The organism is Streptomyces callyspongiae, from assembly GCF_047200695.1.
Taxonomy (GTDB): Bacteria; Actinomycetota; Actinomycetes; order Streptomycetales; family Streptomycetaceae; genus Streptomyces.
Genome location: NZ_JBJZOM010000010.1, coordinates 174,177 through 191,424 on the forward strand (window position 1 = coordinate 174,177; position 17,248 = coordinate 191,424).

Sequence of the window (17,248 nt, forward strand, 5' to 3'; positions counted from 1 at the left end):
GGCCCGGCTCTCCGGAGGCTCCCCCGGCGGTGCGCGGTGAGCCTGCGGAGAGCTGGGGCGCCGGGACGGCACCACGGCCGGGTGCCGTGGCCGTCCCCGGTGTTGTACCCGCTCCTGCCGGAGAATTCAGGGAACGTCAGCTCCGCAGTCCCGCCTCCCGCTTCCGCCTGTCCAGGACGTAGGGGGACAGCAGGTGCCCGCTCCGGTCGAGCAGCTCACCGACCTCGGCACTTCCCCAGGGCACCTGTTCCGACGGAGACCATTGCTGCACCGCCGCCTCGGCCCGGCGACGCAGCCGTGCATCCGGGTCGTCCAGCAGCGCGGTCGCGGCCCTCAGGCGGACGACGCCGCCGACGCGGTGCAGGAGACGAAAGGCCGCTGCGCGCACGTGCCGTGGCAGTCCGGGACCGAGACGTTCCGTCAGGGCGTCCTGCGGAAGTTCGCCGGCAGCGGGGAGCAGCGTGACGGCCACCTCGCGGACGACGGCGGCCGACGGGTCGTCGAGCAGCGGCCACAGCCGACCGGCTTCGGCCGAATCCAGCAGGCGCAGCCCGGCCACCGTGCGCGCCCGCACCGCGGGAACCGGGTGGACGAGAAGTCTCCGCAGCAGGTCCGCGTCCGACCGGTCGCCGCACTCGGCCAGCCCGACCGCCGCAGCGGGCGGCAGCGACGGGTCGTCCGGTGTCCGCAGGTGGGCGAGGTACAGCGCACGCGGGTCCGTGCCGTGCTGCCGCAGCACGTACCGGGCGCAGGCCCGGACCAGGCCGGAGCGGTCGGTGAGGAAGTGCTCCGCCTCCTCCGGCCGCCCGCTGCGCCGCAGCGCGGTGACACCGGCGGAACGGACGCCGGGGTCGCGGGCGGAGAGGAGTGTGGCGATCACCTCGTCCTCCTCGCCCGGTCCGGCCGTCGTGAACGCGGCCTCGGCGCAGAGGTTCTGCACGACCGTGTCGTCGCCCCGCACGGCCGTACGCGCCAGTGCGAGGGGAGGGAGGAGGCCCTGTGCCACGGCGAGACGGTGGGCGAACCGCCGTGCCGTGCGGTCCGTTCCCTCGAGCAGCGGCGCGAGCTGCTCGGCGGTGGCCGGGGCCAGCGTCTCGTGGAGCAGGGCGAGCCCGGCGGCTCCTCGGCCGCGTCGGCCGAGGAGCAGGAGGAGTGGTGCAAGCCGTACCGCCGTGCCGATGTCGAGTGCTTCCCGCAGCAGCTGCCGCGCACGACTGCGGACGGGTTCCACCCAGTCGGTGCAGCGGATCGCCACCAGTGGCAGCAGGTTCGGGTACGCGGCGGCCCGTTCCAGGGTCCGCTCCCGGACCCGGCCGTCCCGGTGGCAGAGCGCGAGCGCGGCGGACGCCTCTCCGTGGTCCACCGGGTCGCTGCCGCGCAAAATCAGGCTCCGTGTGGAGGGGGATGCCGGCCCGTGGCGGAAGGCGTCCTCTCTCACCTCCTGGTCCAGTGCCAACCAGGCCTGCGGATCGCGGGTGTCGAACGCGTCGGCCGGTGGCGTCCCGTCGTGCAGGCGTGCCGCGGCCGGTCTGTCGTGCTCGCTGTCCATGTGTCGTGCCCCCGGGGTGGTACCGGTTCTCCTCCGGGGAGGGTAGAGCGCCGGCGGGGCTGCGATCACCCGAAATACCGGCGGTGGCGCGCGGCACGGGGCCGCGCGCCACCGGCTGAGCAGAGCCCTCAGGCGGACGCCGACGGGTACAGGTCGCGGGGGAGCCGGGCGGCGGCCGCCGCGTCGAGCATCCACAGGGTGCGGGCCGTGCCGCGGGCGCCCGCGGCAGGAGTCTGCAGCTCCCCGGCACCGGACAGGGCCAGCGCCGCGGCGTCCGCCTTGTCCTCGCCCGCCGCGAGCAGCCACACCTCGCGGGCCGAGCGGATCGCCGGCAGCGTCAGCGAGATCCGGGTGGGTGGCGGCTTCGGGGACCCGTGCACGCCCACGACGGTGCGTTCCGTCTCCCGGACTCCGGGGTGCTCGGGGAACAGGGAGGCCACGTGCGTGTCGGGGCCCACTCCGAGCAGCAGCACGTCGAACGCCGGCACACCGGTGCGGCTCTCCGGGCCCGCCGCCTCGGCGAGTTCCTGCGCGTAGGCGGCTGCCGCGGCGTCGGCGTCGTTGCCGTGCGGACCGTCGGAGGCGGGCATCGCGTGGACCCGGTCCGGGGTCAGCGGCACGGAGGACAGCAGCGCCTCGGTCGCCTGGGTGACATTGCGCTGCGGATCCCCTTCCGGCAGGAACCGCTCGTCGCCCCACCAGACGTCCAGCCGCGACCAGTCCACGGCCTCGCGGGCGGGGGACCGGGCCATCGCGGCCAGCAGGCCGTTGCCGTTCCGGCCGCCCGTGAGCACCACGGAGGCGGTGCCGCGTGCGGCCTGGGTGTCGACGAGACGGGCGAGGAGGCGCGCGGCTGCCGCCTGCGCCATCTCGCGCGGGTCGTGATGGACGACCACCTGCGGGGTGCTGCTCATGACTTCGCCGCCTTCGAACCGCCGCGCCGGGAGCCCGAGCCGGACCCGGAGCCGGACTTCTTCGATGTGCCCTTCGCCGCGGCCCTGCTTCCGCTCCCCGCGCCGTCGGATGCGTCGTCCCGCGGTGCTTCCTGCTGTGTGCCGCCGTCGCCGCTCCCGGCGCCGCCGCCCGGCGCGCCCTCGGCGTCACCGCCCGAGCCGGGCGGCACGACGCGGATGCGGTCGACGCCGAAGCGCACCGCCTCCTCGTACGCCTCGTCCGGGTCGAGGCGCCGCAGCTCCTCGGCGATCAGCTCGGCCGTGGAACGCCGGTGCAGCGCCACGTGCCGGTCCGGCTGGCCCGGCACCGCGAGTTCCGCGAGCGAGCCGTGCTGCCGGTCCAGGCAGATCACACCGTCGGCCGTGTGCATGCGGACGGCGGTGATGCCCGGCCCGTCCGAGACGGCCCGGTCCACCGGCACGCCCAGCCGGGCGGCCAGCCACAACGCCAGCAGTTCGGTCGAGGGGTTGTACGCCTCGCCCTCCACCTCGGCCGAGGTGATCCTCGTGTGCTTCTGGTCGAGCGCCGCGGCCAGCACGCTGCGCCACGGCGTGACCCGCGTCCACGCCAGATCGGTGTCCCCGGGGGCGTAGGTCTCCGACCGGAGGGTGAGCGCCGCCACGGGGTCCTCCGTGGCGGAGGCGTCGGTGATGCGGCGCTGCGCGAGCGTGCCGAGGAGATCCTTCGACGGGTACTCCGGGGCGTCCTCGGGCCACCACACCACCACCGGGGCGTCCGGCAGGAGCAGCGGCAGCACCACGCTGTAGCTGTGGGCGGCCAGTTCGCCGTGCAGCCGCAGCAGTACCGTCTCGCCGGCGCCGCCCTCCGGGCCCATCCGCACCTCGGCGTCGAGCCGCGCCTTCGCACGGTCGCGCGGCGACCGGCCCGGACGGCGCACGACGACCAGGATGCGGGACGGGTGCTCCTTCGACGCCTCGCCGGCGGCTTTCAGCGCGTCGTAGTGGTTGCCCTCGTCGGTGACGATCACCAGGGTCAGCACCATGCCGATGGCCGGCGAGCCACTGGCCCGACGTGCCTGGACCAGCGCCGCGTTGATCCGGCTCGACGTGGTGTCCGTCAGATCGATGTTCATGGCCGTCGCCAGCTCCGTCCGTCTCGCGCGAGCATCTCGTCCGCCGCGGCCGGGCCCCACGTACCGGCCGGATACTGCTCCGGATTGCCGCCGCGCGCCCAGTGGCGCTCTATCGGGTCGAGGATCTCCCAGGACCGCTCGACCTCCTGGTGACGGGGGAAGAGGTTGGAGTCGCCCAGCAGCACGTCCAGGATCAGGCGCTCGTACGCCTCCGGGCTCGACTCCGTGAACGACTCGCCGTAGGCGAAGTCCATCGTCACGTCCCGGATCTCCATCTGGGTGCCCGGCACCTTCGATCCGAAGCGGATCGTCACGCCCTCGTCCGGCTGGACCCGGATGACCAGGGCGTTCTGCCCCAGCTCCTGGGTGTCGGTGGTGCCGAAGGGGGAGTGCGGTGCCCGCTGGAAGACCACCGCGATCTCGGTGACGCGCCGGCCCAGCCGTTTCCCCGTCCGCAGGTAGAACGGGACACCGGCCCAGCGGCGGTTGTCGATGTGGAGCTTCATCGCCGCGTAGGTGTCGGTCACCGACTTCGGGTCGATGCCCTCCTCGTCGAGGTAGCCGGGCACTTTCCTGCCGCCCTGCCATCCTGCGGCGTACTGGCCGCGCACCGTGGAGTGTTCCAGGTCCTTCGGCAGTTCGACCGCGTTGAGGACCTTCAGCTTCTCGGTGACCAGCGCCTTGGCGTCGAAGGAGGAGGGCTCCTCCATCGCGGTGAGCGCCAGCAGTTGCAGCAGGTGGTTCTGGATGACGTCGCGCGCGGCGCCGATTCCGTCGTAGTAGCCCGCGCGGCCGCCGATGCCGATGTCCTCGGCCATGGTGATCTGCACGTGGTCCACGTACGACCGGTTCCACAGCGGTTCGAACATGGTGTTGGCGAACCGCAGCGCCAGGATGTTCTGGACGGTCTCCTTGCCGAGGTAGTGGTCGATGCGGAAGACCTCGCTGGCGCGGAACACGCCGTGCACCGTCCGGTTCAGCTCCTGCGCGCTCGCCAGGTCGTTGCCGAACGGCTTCTCGATGACGGCGCGCCGCCAGCTGTCGCCCTCGCCGCGGTTCAGGCCGTGCTTCTCCAGTTGCGCCACGACGGTGGGGAAGAACTTCGGCGGCACGGACAGGTAGAAGGCGAAGTTGCCGCCGGTGCCACGGGACTTGTCCAGTTCCTCGATCGTCGACTTCAGTGTCGCGAACGCCGTGTCGTCGTCGAACACGCCGGGCACGAAGCGCATTCCGGCCGCGAGCTGCTCCCACACCTCCTCGCGGAACGGCGTGCGTGCGTGCTCCTTGACCGCGTCGTGCACGATCTGTGCGAAGTCCTCGTGCTCCCAGTCCCGGCGGGCGAAGCCCACCAGGGAGAACCCGGGCGGCAGCAGGCCGCGGTTGGCCAGGTCGTACACCGCCGGCATCAGCTTCTTGCGGGAAAGATCCCCCGTGACGCCGAAAATGACCAGGCCCGACGGCCCCGCGATGCGCGGAAGCCGTCGGTCCTGTGCGTCACGCAGCGGGTTGACCGCGCTGCTCACTGGTTCCTACGCCCCCTTCGGAGCGAGGCGCTTCAGCTCCGCCTCGGTGGACTCGAGAAGGTCCGTCCAGGATTTCTCGAACTTCTCCACGCCCTCGTCCTCGAGTAGCTGCACGACCTCGTCGTAGGAGATGCCCAGCTGTTCGACGGCATCCAGGTCGGCCCGGGCCTGCTCGTACGTGCCGCGCACCGTGTCGCCGGTGATCTCGCCGTGGTCGTCGGTGGCCTCCAGCGTGGCCTCCGGCATGGTGTTGACGGTGTGCGGGGCGACGAGTTCGGTGACGTAGAGGGTGTCCGGGTAGGCCGGGTCCTTCACGCCGGTCGAGGCCCACAGCGGCCGCTGGACGTTGGCGCCCTTCCCGGCCAGTGCCTGCCAGCGTTCCCCGGCGACGACCTCCTCGAAGGCCTGGTACGCCAGGCGCGCGTTGGCGACGGCCGCCTTGCCCTTGAGGGCCTTCGCCTCGTCGGTGCCCAGCGCCTCCAGCCGCTTGTCGATCTCGGTGTCCACGCGGGAGACGAAGAAGGACGCGACCGACTGGATGCGGGAGATGTCCAGGCCCTTCGCGTCGGCCTTCTCCAGCCCGGCCTGGTAGGCGTCCATCACCTCGCGGTAGCGCTCCAGCGAGAAGATCAGCGTGACGTTGACGCTGATGCCGCGCGCGATCGTCTCGGTGATGGCGGGCAGGCCCGCCCGGGTCGCCGGGATCTTGATGAACGCGTTGGGCCGGTCCACCAGCCAGGCCAGCTGCTTGGCCTCGGCCACGGTCGCGTCGGTCCGGTGCGCGAGCCGGGGGTCGACCTCGATGGACACCCGGCCGTCCCGGCCGCCGGTCGCCTCGTTCAGCGACAGCAGGATGTCGCAGGCGTCCCGCACATCGGCGGTGGTGATCATGCGTACCGCCTCCTCGACGGTGACGCCGCGGGTCGCCAGGTCCGCGACCTGCTCCTGGTAACCGTCACCCGCCGAGATCGCCTTCTGGAAGATCGTCGGGTTGGTGGTCACGCCCACCACGTGCTGCTCCGAGATCATCTCGGCCAGCTCGCCGGACGTGATGCGCTTCCGCGACAGGTCGTCCAGCCAGATGGCGACGCCTTCGTCGGACAGGCGCTTGAGTGCCTCCGTCATGGGATGCTCTCCTCCTGTTTCTTGCGTGCGGGGTGGGCGTCGTCAGCGGGCGGCTTCGAGGGACTCTCCGGCGGCCTCGACCACGGCTTCCGCGGTGATGCCGTATTCCCTGTAGAGCGTCTTGTAGTCCGCCGACGCGCCGAAGTGCTCCAAAGAGATCACCCGGCCGGCGTCACCGACGTAGCGCCACCAGGTCAGCGCGATCCCGGCTTCCACGGCGACCCGCGCCCGCACCTGCGGCGGCAGCACGGACTCGCGGTACGCACGGTCCTGCTCCTCGAACCACTCCACGCACGGCATGGACACCACGCGCGTCGGCACGCCCCGGGCCTGCAGTTGCTCCCGTGCCTCCACGGCCAGCTGCAGCTCGGAACCGGTGCCGATCAGCAGGACCTCGGGGCTGCCGCCCTCGGCCTCGGCGAAGACGTAGCCGCCCTTGGCGGCCGCCTCGTTCGCCTCGTAGGTCGGGACGTTCTGCCGGGTCAGGGCCAGCCCGTGGGGCGCCGGGTCGGGCTTGTGGCGGCGCAGGATCTCCGCCCAGGCGATCGCGGTCTCGTTGGCGTCCGCCGGCCGGACCACCTTCAGGCCCGGGATGGCGCGCAGTGCCGCCAGGTGCTCGACCGGCTGGTGGGTGGGGCCGTCCTCGCCCAGGCCGATCGAGTCGTGCGTCCACACGTGCGTCACGGGCGCCTTCATGAGCGCCGCCAGGCGCACCGAGTTGCGCATGTAGTCGGAGAACGTGAGGAACGTTCCGCCGTAGATGCGCGTGTTGCCGTGGAGCGCGATGCCGTTCATGGCCGCGGCCATCGCGTGCTCGCGGATACCGAAGTGGACGGTGCGGCCGTACGGGCTGGCGTGCGGGAGCCGGTTCCCCTCCGGCAGGAAAGACGTCTCCGCGAACGTGGTGTTGTTGGAGCCGGCCAGGTCGGCGGAGCCGCCCCACAGCTCCGGGATCACCGGGCCCAGGGCCTTCAGCACGGCGCCGGAGGCCTTGCGGGTCGCCATGTCCTTGCCGGCCTCGAAGGCCGGCAGCTTCTGCTCCCAGCCCTCCGGCAGCTCGTCGGCGCGGATCCGGTCGTACTCCGCGCTCCGTTCCGGGTTGGCGCTGCGCCAGGCGGCGAGCTGCTTGTCCCACTCGGCCCGCAGCTCACGGCCCCGGTCCCCGGCCCTGCGGACGTGGGCCAGCACGTCCTCGTCGACCTGGAAGTGCTGTTCGGGGTCGAAGCCCAGCACACGCTTGGTGGCCGCGACCTCCTCCTCGCCGAGCGCGGCGCCGTGCGCGGCACCGGTGTTCTGCGCGTGCGGCGCCGGCCAGGCGATGATGGACCGGACCGCGATGAACGACGGCCGCTCGGTCTCCGCACGCGCCGCCTCCAGGGCCGCGTGCAGCGCGACCGGGTCGAGGTCGCCGTTCTCCAGCGGCTCGACGCGCTGCACGTGCCAGCCGTAGGCCTCGTAGCGGGCGACGGTGTCCTCGGAGATCGCACCGGAGGTGTCGCCCTCGATGGAGATGTGGTTGTCGTCCCACAGCAGCACGAGGTTCCCGAGCTTCTGGTGCCCGGCCAGTGAGGACGCCTCCGAGGAGATGCCCTCCTGAATGTCGCCGTCGCCGGCGAGACACCAGATCGTGTGGTCGAACGGCGACTCGCCCTTCGGCGTGTCCGGGTCGAACAGTCCGCGCTCGTAGCGGGCGGACATCGCCATGCCCACGGCATTGGCCACGCCCTGCCCGAGCGGGCCGGTGGTGGTCTCCACGCCGCGGGTGTGGCCGTACTCGGGATGCCCGGGTGTGAGGCTGTCCCACGTGCGGAAGGCCTTCAGGTCGTCGAGCTCCAGACCGTAGCCGGCCATGTAGAGCTGGATGTAGAGCGTCAGGCTGGAGTGGCCCACGGAGAGCACGAACCGGTCGCGCCCGGTCCAGTCGGCGTCGGCCGGGTCGTGCCGCATCAGCTTCTGGAAGAGCAGGTAGGCGGCAGGGGCCAGGCTCATCGCCGTGCCGGGGTGGCCGTTGCCGACCTTCTGCACGGAGTCCATGGCCAGGACCCTCACCGTGTCGACGGCTCGCTGGTCCAGGTCGGTCCATTCGAGATCTGTGGTGGTCGGCTTCTCGCTCACCCTGCGTCAGGGCTCCTCTCACATGTCGAAGGGCCGGTGACGGACGGTGTGCACCGGGCGTTGTCGAGCGTACCGCTGCGCCGTGTCCCGCTCGCGACCTGCTCGAAGAGTGGGAAGGCGACTTCTCGTACGGGCGCGCCCTCTCTCATCCGCGCAGACGTGCCCCACGGCGTGCTCCCACCGGAGAACGACCACGCCCCGCTCACGTGTTCCGGGCAGCGGACGGTCGGCGGCGTACCGAACACGTGGGACCCCCGCGACGATCGAGGTATGGCGGGCGTCTAGAGTGGCGTGGTAGGTGCGAGCCCTCCCCAGGATCTTGACGCCCGGGGCGCGTGTGTCCACGCGAAGACCGGTGGCTCGTTCGATCGATGACGTATCAGGGGTGTTCGTGACGGCCGTCGAATCCCGTCCCGCGGGCGTGCTCGAGGGCAGCACCGTCCCCCGTTCGTTCGGTACCCGGGTGAAGGCGTTCGTCGCCCTCACCAAGCCCCGCATCATCGAACTGCTGCTCATCACCACCATCCCGGTGATGTTCCTCGCCGCTCAGGGCGTGCCCGATCTGCTGCTGGTCCTCTTCACGTGCCTCGGCGGCTATCTCTCCGCGGGCGGCGCGAACGCACTGAACATGTACCTGGACCGGGACATCGACGCGCTGATGCACCGCACCGAGCAGCGTCCGCTGGTCACGGGCATCGTGTCGCCGCGCGAGGGGCTCGTCTTCGGCCTGTCCCTCGCAGTGGTCTCGACCCTCTGGTTCGGGTTGCTCGTCAACTGGCTCTCCGCCGCCCTGTCGCTCGGTGCACTGCTGTTCTACGTCGTGGTCTACACGATGCTCCTGAAGCGGCGGACCTCGCAGAACATCGTGTGGGGCGGCATCGCCGGCTGCATGCCGGTGCTCATCGGCTGGTCGTCGGTGACGAACGACCTGAGCTGGGCGGCCGTGGTGCTGTTCCTGGTGATCTTCTTCTGGACGCCGCCGCACTACTGGCCGCTCTCGATGAAGGTCAAGGACGACTACGCGCGCGTCGGCGTCCCGATGCTTCCGGTGATCGCGGCCAACACCGTTGTCGCGCGGCAGATCGTCGTCTACAGCTGGGTCATGGTCGGCGTGTCGCTGCTGCTCTGGCCGCTCGGTCACGTCGGCTGGTTCTACCCGCTGGTCGCCGCGCTGGCGGGCGGCTGGTGGCTGTGGGAGGCGCACGCCCTCCAGGGTCGCGCCAAGGCCGGCCTCACCGGTGCGAAGCTCAAGGAGATGCGGCTCTTCCACTGGTCGATCACCTACGTCTCGGTGCTCTTCCTCGCCGTGGCGATCGACCCCTTCCTGCGCTGACGGACACGCGCCGCACCGGCCGACATGCCGGGTGCCCGGACGCGTCGCGTCCGGGCACCCGGCATGTCGGGACCGGCGTCAGCCGTTGGACGCTCCGCCGATCTGGATGCCGGCCATGCGCGACCACTCGTAGCGCCCTGTCCGCACCTTCTCCGCCATCGCGCCGTCGAACGTCTCGTGGACGGTGATGCCCGCCCGTTCCACGGCCTGTTCCGCGATCTTCTGCGAGGGAGCCACCAGGTCGCCCCAGTCGCCGTTCTCGCCCACCAGGACGATGCGCGCGCCGCGCTGCCCCAGGTAGGCGATCTGGCCCTCCGCGCCGCCTCCGTGGGCGGCTGCGAACGCGTTGATCCGCCTGGCCAATCGGGCCACCCGGCGTGCGTCCCTGCCGGAGCCGGACGGGCGGGAACTCTCGGCGGAAGCGGTCGTCTCGTCCGCGGCGTCCTCCGCGTGTTGTGTCTCTGCCATACCCGCATGCTACCGACGGGTATGCGTGCAGGTCACGGGACCGCACGCGGGGGAGATCCAGGCCACAGCGTTCCGTAGCGGCGACGTTCCGCGTCCTGGCACCCGAACGGTGCCGCTACGCGCTCCGGCCGCCGGACGGTGCGAGGGCTACCGCCTCCTCCTCGGGGACGGTCACCGGCCCGTGAGCCTGCCCGCCGGGCGCGCCGCGCTCCCGCAGCGAGAGGAGCAGCCGCACCACCGCGATCCACATCAGCGTGGACCCCAGCATGTGCAGGCCCACCAGGACCTCCGGCAGCTCCAGCAGGTACTGGGCGTAGCCGATCGCTCCCTGCACCGCCAGCACCACGAGCAGCTCGCGGATCCGGGCGCGGGGACCCCGGGGTGCGTCGAAGACGCGCAGCGACAGCCAGGTGAGCAGCGCCAGGGCCAGTACCAGCCAGGCCAGGGCGGAGTGGATCCGGGCGACGAACTCCCAGTCCACGGGCATCCGCGGCACGTTGCTGCTGTCGCCCGCGTGTGGCCCGGCGCCGGTCACGACGGTTCCCATGACGATCAGCGCGGCCGTGACCCCGGTGAGCAGCCGCACCAGCTGCCGCACCGGCCCGCCCACCAGCGGCCGCGGCGCGCCGTCCCCTTCCCGCGCACGGAGCCAGGTCACCGCGGCGACGGTCACCAGGGCGCTGGCCGCGACGAAGTGGCCGGCGACGGTGTAGGGGTTGAGGCCGCTGAGCACCGCGACGCCGCCGAGCATGGCGTTGGACATCACGATCCAGAACTGCGCCCAGGCCAGGCGGCTCAGCCCGCGTCGCGCCGGTTCGGCGCTGCGCGTGGCGACGATGGCCCAGCCGACCGCTGCGCACAGCACGTAGGTGAGCATCCGGTTGCCGAACTCGATCGCGCCGTGCATGCCCATCTCGGCGGTGGCGACCAGGCTGTCGTCGCTGCACTTGGGCCAGGTGTCGCAGCCCAGACCGGAACCGGTGAGCCGCACCGCGCCTCCGGTGACCACGATGAGCACGCTCATCACCAGGGAGGACGCGGTGGCGCGTTGAAGAGTCCGCTGGTCGGGGGTCCAGCGGGCGGCGATGTACGCGACGGGGTTGCGTACCAGTTCGAGCATGTTCGGCACCCGCACATGGTAGGCAGGCGACTTGTGCGTGCCTTCACAAGGGTCGGGGTTCGACCGGTGCCTCTGCTCCGACGGTCCGCTGTCCGCCGGAGGTGCGCGTTACTCCCAGCGGAAGAAGCGCGCCGCCGCTCCGAGCCCCAGCACCGCCCACACGGCGAGTACCGCCAGGTCGCCCCACGGCGTGCCGGTGCCGGACCCGTCCTGCAGCACCTGCCGCAGGCCGTCGGAGAGGGCGGCGACGGGGGTGAGCTCCAGCACCGCGGTGAGCGGGGTGGGGAACGTGGACAGGGGCACGACGACGCCACCGCCGAACAGCAGGAGTACGAAGACGAGGTTGGCGGCGGCGAGGGTGGCCTCGGCGCGCAGCGTGCCGGCCATGAGCAGGCCCAGACCGGAGAGAGCGGCCGTGCCCAGGAGCACCAGTGCCGCCGCCGCTGCCGCACTGCCGGCCGGTGACCACCCGAGGGCGAGGGCCACCGCGCAGAGCAGCGTGATCTGGAGGGCTTCCGTGACCAGGACCGCGCCGGACTTGGCGGCCATCAGTGCCCAGCGGGGGAGCGGCGACGCGCCGAGCCGTTTGAGTACGCCGTAGCGTCGTTCGAAGCCGGTGGCGATGGCCTGTCCGGTGAAGGCGGTGGACAGCACCGCGAGCGCCAGGACGCCGGGGGCCAGGTAGTCGACCCGTGCGGCGGCGTCGCCGCCGTCCGCCGCGGTTCCGGCCGGCAGGTCCACGATGTGGAGGGTCCCGAAGAGCACCAGCACGAGGGTGGGGATGACGACGGTGAGCAGCAGTTGTTCGCCGTGGCGGAGCAGCAGGCGGGTCTCCAACGCCGCCTGCGCGGCGATCATGCGGGGCAGCGGTGCGGCTCCGGGGCGCGGGGTGAACGTGCCTTCGTCCGGGGCGGTCATCCGCGCAGCTCCTTGCCGGTGAGTTCCAGGAAGACGTCCTCCAGGGTGCGGCGCTCGACCGTGATGCGGTCCGGCATGACGCCGTTCTGTGCACACCAGGAGGTGACCGTCGCGAGCAGGGTCGGGTCGACGGTGCCGGTGAGCCGGTAGCCGCCGGGGCTGAGTTCGGCGACGCCGGTGTCCGGGGGGAGGGCTTTCAGCAACGAGGCGAGGTCCAGACCGGGCTGCCCGGTGAAGCGCAGGGTGTTCTCGGCGCCGCCGCGGCACAGCTCCTCGGGGGTGCCCTCGGCGATCACCGTACCGCCGTCCACGATCGCGACGTGGTCGGAGAGCTCCTCGGCCTCCTCCATGTGGTGGGTGCTGAGCACCACGGTGACGCCGTCGGAGCGGAGTTCCCGCACGAGGTCCCAGGTGGCGCGGCGTGCCTGCGGGTCGAGTCCGGCCGTCGGCTCGTCGAGGAAGACCAGTTCGGGACGTCCGACGACGGCCATGGCGAGTGCCAGGCGGCGCTGCTGGCCGCCGGAGAGCCGCCGGTAGGGGGTCCGGCCGCAGCCGCCCAGCCCGAGGCGTTCGGTGAGCGCCCCGGTGTCGAGGGGGTGGGCGTGCAGGGCGGCTAGGTGCCGCAGCATCTCCTGGGCGCGGGCGGTGGGGTAGACGCCGCCGCTCTGCAGCATCACGCCGAGTCGCGGGCGCAGTTCGGCCGTCCGGGTGACGGGGTCGAGGCCGAGGACCCGAACGTGGCCGTCGTCGGGCCGGCGGAATCCCTCGCAGGTTTCGACGGTGGTGGTCTTGCCGGCTCCGTTCGGGCCGAGTACCGAGGTCACGGAGCCGCGTTCGACGGTGAGGTCGAGTCCGTCCACCGCGGTCGTACTGCCGTACCGCTTGACCAGGCCCGCGATCTCGACAGCCGGTGCGTTGCGCATACGGGGAAGTCTAGGGAGCCCGCGACCGCGCCGGTCAGCGGGGTTCACGGGGCGCGTGAGGTCGGGTGAGGTCGGGTGAGGCAAGGCTTACCTTGCGTGATGCATGCCATTGCTGCACGTCACAGCCGGGCTTGCCTGCGTCCGAAGAATTACGCAACAATGACGTTGTGAAAAAGACGGGCGAGACGCAGGAGCCCCGCACGACGGCCGGACCGGCCGCCGGCGGCTCCCCCGTGCCCGGCTCCCAGGACGAGCAGCACGGCACCCGTAACAAGGTGGCCCGTTCCGTACTGGACCACGGTCCGTCCACCGCCGCCGAACTGGCCGAGCGGCTGGGACTCACCCAGGCGGCCGTCCGCAGGCACCTCGACCACCTCGTTTCCGAGGGGGTCGTCGAGGCCCGCGCGCAGCGGGTGTACGGCAGCCGGGGGCGTGGTCGGCCGGCCAAGGTCTTCGCGCTCACCGACGCCGGTCGGGACGCCTTCGACCAGGCCTACGACCAGCTCGCCGCCGACGCCCTGCGCTGGATCGCCGACAGTGCCGGTGGTGGAGCCGAGGGCGAGGCCGCGGTCGCGGCGTTCGCCCGGGCCCGCGTCCGGGCGCAGACGGAGCGGTACCGGGAGGCCCTGCAGGAGGTGCCGCCCGCGCAACGCACCGCCGTGCTGGCCGAGGCCCTCACCGAGGACGGGTACGCTGCCACCGCGCGCAGTGCTCCTGCCGCGACGGGAGAGCAGCTCTGCCAGCACCACTGCCCGGTGGCGCACACCGCCGAGCAGTTCCCGCAGTTGTGCGAGGCGGAGACCGAGGTCTTCTCCCGCCTGCTCGGAACGCACGTGCAGCGCCTCGCCACCATCGCCCACGGCGACGGGGTGTGCACGACCTACGTGCCCCAGGCGCAGGCGCCGACGACCACCAACCCGAGCGACGGCGGGACCGACCGCGACAGCAGTCCGAACGCCACGACAGCCACCACAGCATCTGCGAAAGAAACGGCCGGGAGGAACCCCGCATGACTCTCCCCACGGAGACTGCCCACCCCGAGCTCGAGGGCCTGGGCCGGTACGAGTACGGCTGGGCCGACTCCGACGCCGCCGGCGCCGCCGCCAAGCGCGGGCTCAACGAGAACGTCGTCCGTGACATCTCGGACAAGAAGAACGAGCCCGACTGGATGCTGAAGCTGCGTCTGAAGGGCCTCAAGCTGTTCGAGAAGAAGCCGATGCCCACCTGGGGCTCGGACCTGAGCGGTATCGACTTCGACAACATCAAGTACTTCGTCCGCTCCACGGAGAAGCAGGCCGCCTCCTGGGAGGACCTGCCCGAGGACATCAAGAACACCTACGACAAGCTGGGTATCCCCGAGGCGGAGAAGCAGCGCCTGGTGGCCGGTGTCGCAGCGCAGTACGAGTCGGAGGTCGTCTACCACCAGATCCGCGAGGACCTGGAGAGCCAGGGCGTCCTCTTCCTGGACACCGACACCGCGCTGCGCGAGCACCCGGAGATCTTCCAGGAGCACTTCGGCACCGTGATCCCGGCGGGCGACAACAAGTTCGCCGCGCTGAACACCGCCGTGTGGTCCGGAGGCTCCTTCATCTACGTGCCGCCGGGCGTCCACGTCGACATCCCGCTGCAGGCCTACTTCCGGATCAACACCGAGAACATGGGCCAGTTCGAGCGGACGCTGATCATCGTCGACGAGAACGCCTACGTGCACTACGTCGAGGGCTGCACGGCGCCGATCTACGACTCGGACTCGCTGCACTCCGCGGTTGTGGAGATCATCGTCAAGAAGGGCGGCCGCTGCCGCTACACGACCATCCAGAACTGGTCGAACAACGTCTACAACCTGGTCACCAAGCGCGCCGTGGCCTACGAGGGCGCGACCATGGAGTGGGTCGACGGCAACCTCGGCTCCAAGGTGACGATGAAGTACCCGGCCGTGTACCTGATGGGCGAGCACGCCAAGGGCGAGACGTTGTCCGTCGCCTTCGCGGGCGAGGGCCAGCACCAGGACGCCGGCGCCAAGATGGTCCACATGGCGCCGCGGACCTCCTCGAACATCGTCTCCAAGTCGGTGGCCCGCTCCGGCGGTCGCACCTCCTACCGCGGCCTGATCGAGATCGGCGAGGGTGCCGAGGGCTCGAAGTCCAACGTGCTCTGCGACGCGCTGCTGGTGGACACCATCTCGCGGTCCGACACCTACCCGTACGTCGACGTCCGCGAGGACGACGTGACGATGGGCCACGAGGCCACCGTCTCCAAGGTCAGCGACGACCAGCTCTTCTACCTGATGAGTCGCGGCCTCTCCGAGGACGAGGCCATGGCGATGATCGTGCGCGGTTTCGTCGAGCCCATCGCCAAGGAACTGCCCATGGAGTACGCGCTGGAGCTCAACCGGCTGATCGAGCTGCAGATGGAGGGCGCGGTCGGCTGACGCCGCCGGCGCGACCCGACGGCCGCCCGGTGCGCGGTCGCGGTCCTCCACCGGAGGGCCGTGGCCCGCACCCGTGCCGCACGTCACCGGAGCCGGGGGTGACCCCGGCCCCCGCAGGCGCCCGGAGGCGGGCGGAGAAGACCGAAGGCAGAAAGAGAGCACGACGACAGCCATGGCTGAGAGTCAGAACATTCCGGCGGGTTCCACCGCCTCCGGCGGCATCGCGGTGGCCGACGAGTCCACCGTCGCCACCAGGATGAGCGCCGAGCCGTCCTACGACGTGGCCGACTTCCCGGTGCCGCACGGCCGCGAGGAGGAGTGGCGCTTCACTCCCCTCGAGCGGCTCAAGGGCCTGCACGACGGCTCCGCCGAGGCCTCGGGCTCCCTCAAGGCGGAGGTCTCCGCCCCCGACGGCGTCACGGTGGAGACCGTGGCCCGTGACGACGCCCGCCTCGGCCGGGCCGGCACCCCCGTGGACCGGGTCGCCGCCCAGGCGTACAGCTCCTTCGAGAAGGCGACCGTCGTCTCGGTGCCGAAGGAGTCGGTGCTCGGCGAGCCGATCCGCGTCACCCTCCACGGCCAGGGCGGCGTGACCTACGGGCACACCGTCTTCGAGCTCGGTGCCTTCGCCGAGGCCGTGATCGTCATCGACCACACCGGCGACGGCGTCCGTTCCGCCAACGTCGAGTACGTCCTCGGCGACGGCGCCAAGCTGACCGTCGTGTCGGTGCAGGACTGGGACGACACCGCCGTGCACTGCTCCCAGCACGACGCGCTGGTCGGCCGCGACGCCACCTTCAAGTCCGTGGTCGTCACCTTCGGCGGCGACGTGGTCCGGCTCAACCCCCGGGTCACCTATGCGGGCCCCGGCGGCGAGGCCGAGCTGTACGGCGTCTACTTCACCGACGACGGCCAGCACCAGGAGCACCGGCTGTTCGTCGACCACGAGAGCCCCCACTGCCGCAGCAACGTCGCCTACAAGGGCGCCCTGCAGGGCAGCGAGGCCCACGCCGTGTGGATCGGCGACGTCCTGATCCGCAAGGCCGCCGAGGGCACCGACACCTACGAGCTCAACCGCAACCTCGTCCTCACCGACGGCGCGCGGGTCGACTCGGTCCCCAACCTGGAGATCGAGACCGGTGAGATCGTCGGGGCCGGTCACGCCTCGGCCACCGGACGCTTCGACGACGAGCAGCTGTTCTACCTGATGGCCCGCGGCATTCCGGAGAAGGAGGCCCGCCGCCTGGTGGTCCGCGGCTTCTTCGCCGAACTGGTCCAGCAGATCGGCCTGCCCGACGTCGAGGAGCGCCTCATCGCCAAGATCGAGGAAGAGCTGGAGGCGTCCGTCGCATGAGTGACGCAGCCGGTTTCGTCCGCGTCGCCACCCTGGGCGAGCTGGAGGAGGACACCCCCAAGCGGGTGGAGATCGACAGCACTCCCGTGTCGGTGGTCCGCACCGAGGGAGAGGTGTTCGCGATCTACGACATCTGCTCCCACGCGAACGTCTCGCTCTCCGAGGGCGAGGTGGAGGACTGCCAGATCGAGTGCTGGCTGCACGGCTCCAGCTTCGACCTGCGCACCGGTAAGCCCTCCGGCCTGCCCGCGACCCGACCCGTCCCCGTATACCCCGTCAAGATCGAAGGAGACGGCCCCGACGCGGGTGTGCTCGTCTCCGTCACCCAGGAGTCCTGAGTTC

At 71.4% G+C, this 17,248-nt stretch carries 15 protein-coding genes; 5 read left to right on the plus strand and 10 right to left on the minus strand.

The genetic code is table 11. From position 1 onward, the window contains the following. Positions 1 to 136: 136 nt before the first annotated feature. The 6 genes from ACL06G_RS12295 to tkt all read right to left on the minus strand — a co-directional run bounded on the left by ACL06G_RS12295 (position 137) and on the right by tkt (position 8,359). On the minus strand, positions 137 to 1,549 hold the full coding sequence (locus ACL06G_RS12295) for a HEAT repeat domain-containing protein (protein WP_412835880.1): 1,413 nt from the start codon (positions 1,547 to 1,549) through the stop codon (positions 137 to 139). 128 nt (positions 1,550 to 1,677) lie between these two features. Then, positions 1,678 to 2,463, minus strand: coding sequence for a 6-phosphogluconolactonase (gene pgl / locus ACL06G_RS12300; RefSeq protein ID WP_412786659.1), 786 nt, complete (start codon positions 2,461 to 2,463; stop codon positions 1,678 to 1,680). Beyond that, on the minus strand, positions 2,460 to 3,596 hold the full coding sequence (opcA, locus tag ACL06G_RS12305) for a glucose-6-phosphate dehydrogenase assembly protein OpcA (protein ID WP_412786658.1): 1,137 nt from the start codon (positions 3,594 to 3,596) through the stop codon (positions 2,460 to 2,462). Before opcA ends, pgl begins: the two co-directional genes overlap by 4 nt. Next, positions 3,593 to 5,119, minus strand: a complete 1,527-nt coding sequence (zwf, locus tag ACL06G_RS12310) for a glucose-6-phosphate dehydrogenase (protein ID WP_412786657.1) — start codon at positions 5,117 to 5,119, stop codon at positions 3,593 to 3,595. The genes opcA and zwf overlap by 4 nt, the downstream gene beginning before the upstream one ends. 6 nt (positions 5,120 to 5,125) lie before the next feature. Then, the gene (gene tal / locus ACL06G_RS12315) at positions 5,126 to 6,244 is read right to left on the minus strand and encodes a transaldolase (protein WP_412786656.1); all 1,119 of its coding nucleotides are present in this window, start codon (positions 6,242 to 6,244) and stop codon (positions 5,126 to 5,128) included. A gap of 42 nt (positions 6,245 to 6,286) precedes the next feature. Continuing rightward, entirely contained in the window at positions 6,287 to 8,359 is a 2,073-nt protein-coding gene (gene tkt / locus ACL06G_RS12320; protein ID WP_412835881.1) for a transketolase, read from the minus strand. A 391-nt stretch (positions 8,360 to 8,750) separates the two neighbouring features. Here tkt and ACL06G_RS12325 point away from each other — a divergent pair, with 391 nt between their 5' ends. Then, positions 8,751 to 9,692, plus strand: a complete 942-nt coding sequence (locus tag ACL06G_RS12325) for a heme o synthase (RefSeq protein ID WP_412786654.1) — start codon at positions 8,751 to 8,753, stop codon at positions 9,690 to 9,692. Positions 9,693 to 9,770: 78 nt separating this feature from the next. Here the strand turns inward: ACL06G_RS12325 and ACL06G_RS12330 are convergent, their stop codons facing one another. The 4 genes from ACL06G_RS12330 to ACL06G_RS12345 form a co-directional block, all read right to left on the minus strand. Further along, positions 9,771 to 10,160 (minus strand): hypothetical protein, encoded by a 390-nt coding sequence (locus ACL06G_RS12330; RefSeq protein ID WP_412835882.1) that lies wholly within the window; start codon positions 10,158 to 10,160, stop codon positions 9,771 to 9,773. Positions 10,161 to 10,275: 115 nt separating this feature from the next. Next, positions 10,276 to 11,280 carry a COX15/CtaA family protein gene (locus tag ACL06G_RS12335; RefSeq protein WP_412835889.1) on the minus strand — a complete coding sequence of 335 codons (1,005 nt, stop codon included), beginning with the start codon at positions 11,278 to 11,280 and terminating at the stop codon, positions 10,276 to 10,278. Between the two features lie 108 nt (positions 11,281 to 11,388). After that, positions 11,389 to 12,198, minus strand: coding sequence for an ABC transporter permease (locus ACL06G_RS12340; RefSeq protein WP_412786652.1), 810 nt, complete (start codon positions 12,196 to 12,198; stop codon positions 11,389 to 11,391). Further along, positions 12,195 to 13,121, minus strand: a complete 927-nt coding sequence (locus ACL06G_RS12345) for an ABC transporter ATP-binding protein (RefSeq protein ID WP_412786651.1) — start codon at positions 13,119 to 13,121, stop codon at positions 12,195 to 12,197. The genes ACL06G_RS12340 and ACL06G_RS12345 overlap by 4 nt, the downstream gene beginning before the upstream one ends. A gap of 167 nt (positions 13,122 to 13,288) precedes the next feature. Here ACL06G_RS12345 and ACL06G_RS12350 point away from each other — a divergent pair, with 167 nt between their 5' ends. The 4 genes from ACL06G_RS12350 to ACL06G_RS12365 all read left to right on the plus strand — a co-directional run bounded on the left by ACL06G_RS12350 (position 13,289) and on the right by ACL06G_RS12365 (position 17,244). After that, the gene (locus ACL06G_RS12350) at positions 13,289 to 14,134 is read left to right on the plus strand and encodes a helix-turn-helix transcriptional regulator (RefSeq protein WP_412786650.1); all 846 of its coding nucleotides are present in this window, start codon (positions 13,289 to 13,291) and stop codon (positions 14,132 to 14,134) included. After that, the gene (gene sufB, locus ACL06G_RS12355) at positions 14,131 to 15,552 is read left to right on the plus strand and encodes a Fe-S cluster assembly protein SufB (RefSeq protein ID WP_412786649.1); all 1,422 of its coding nucleotides are present in this window, start codon (positions 14,131 to 14,133) and stop codon (positions 15,550 to 15,552) included. The genes ACL06G_RS12350 and sufB overlap by 4 nt, the downstream gene beginning before the upstream one ends. Positions 15,553 to 15,724: 172 nt before the next feature. Further along, positions 15,725 to 16,906, plus strand: a complete 1,182-nt coding sequence (gene sufD, locus ACL06G_RS12360; RefSeq protein WP_412786648.1) for a Fe-S cluster assembly protein SufD — start codon at positions 15,725 to 15,727, stop codon at positions 16,904 to 16,906. Beyond that, the gene (locus ACL06G_RS12365) at positions 16,903 to 17,244 is read left to right on the plus strand and encodes a non-heme iron oxygenase ferredoxin subunit (RefSeq protein WP_412786647.1); all 342 of its coding nucleotides are present in this window, start codon (positions 16,903 to 16,905) and stop codon (positions 17,242 to 17,244) included. Before sufD ends, ACL06G_RS12365 begins: the two co-directional genes overlap by 4 nt. Positions 17,245 to 17,248: the final 4 nt, after the last annotated feature.

Excerpts from the sequence above, each read along its gene's own strand:
- pgl (WP_412786659.1), bottom strand. The coding sequence starts at position 2,463 with ATGAGCAGCACCCCGCAGGTGGTCGTCCATCACGACCCGCGCGAGATG.
- tal (WP_412786656.1), bottom strand. The coding sequence starts at position 6,244 with ATGACGGAGGCACTCAAGCGCCTGTCCGACGAAGGCGTCGCCATCTGG.
- ACL06G_RS12365 (WP_412786647.1), top strand. The coding sequence starts at position 16,903 with ATGAGTGACGCAGCCGGTTTCGTCCGCGTCGCCACCCTGGGCGAGCTG.
- ACL06G_RS12345 (WP_412786651.1), bottom strand. The coding sequence starts at position 13,121 with ATGCGCAACGCACCGGCTGTCGAGATCGCGGGCCTGGTCAAGCGGTAC.
- ACL06G_RS12340 (WP_412786652.1), bottom strand. The coding sequence starts at position 12,198 with ATGACCGCCCCGGACGAAGGCACGTTCACCCCGCGCCCCGGAGCCGCA.
- ACL06G_RS12335 (WP_412835889.1), bottom strand. The coding sequence starts at position 11,280 with ATGCTCGAACTGGTACGCAACCCCGTCGCGTACATCGCCGCCCGCTGG.
- opcA (WP_412786658.1), bottom strand. The coding sequence starts at position 3,596 with ATGAACATCGATCTGACGGACACCACGTCGAGCCGGATCAACGCGGCG.
- ACL06G_RS12330 (WP_412835882.1), bottom strand. The coding sequence starts at position 10,160 with ATGGCAGAGACACAACACGCGGAGGACGCCGCGGACGAGACGACCGCT.
- sufD (WP_412786648.1), top strand. The coding sequence starts at position 15,725 with ATGGCTGAGAGTCAGAACATTCCGGCGGGTTCCACCGCCTCCGGCGGC.
- sufB (WP_412786649.1), top strand. The coding sequence starts at position 14,131 with ATGACTCTCCCCACGGAGACTGCCCACCCCGAGCTCGAGGGCCTGGGC.
- ACL06G_RS12295 (WP_412835880.1), bottom strand. The coding sequence starts at position 1,549 with ATGGACAGCGAGCACGACAGACCGGCCGCGGCACGCCTGCACGACGGG.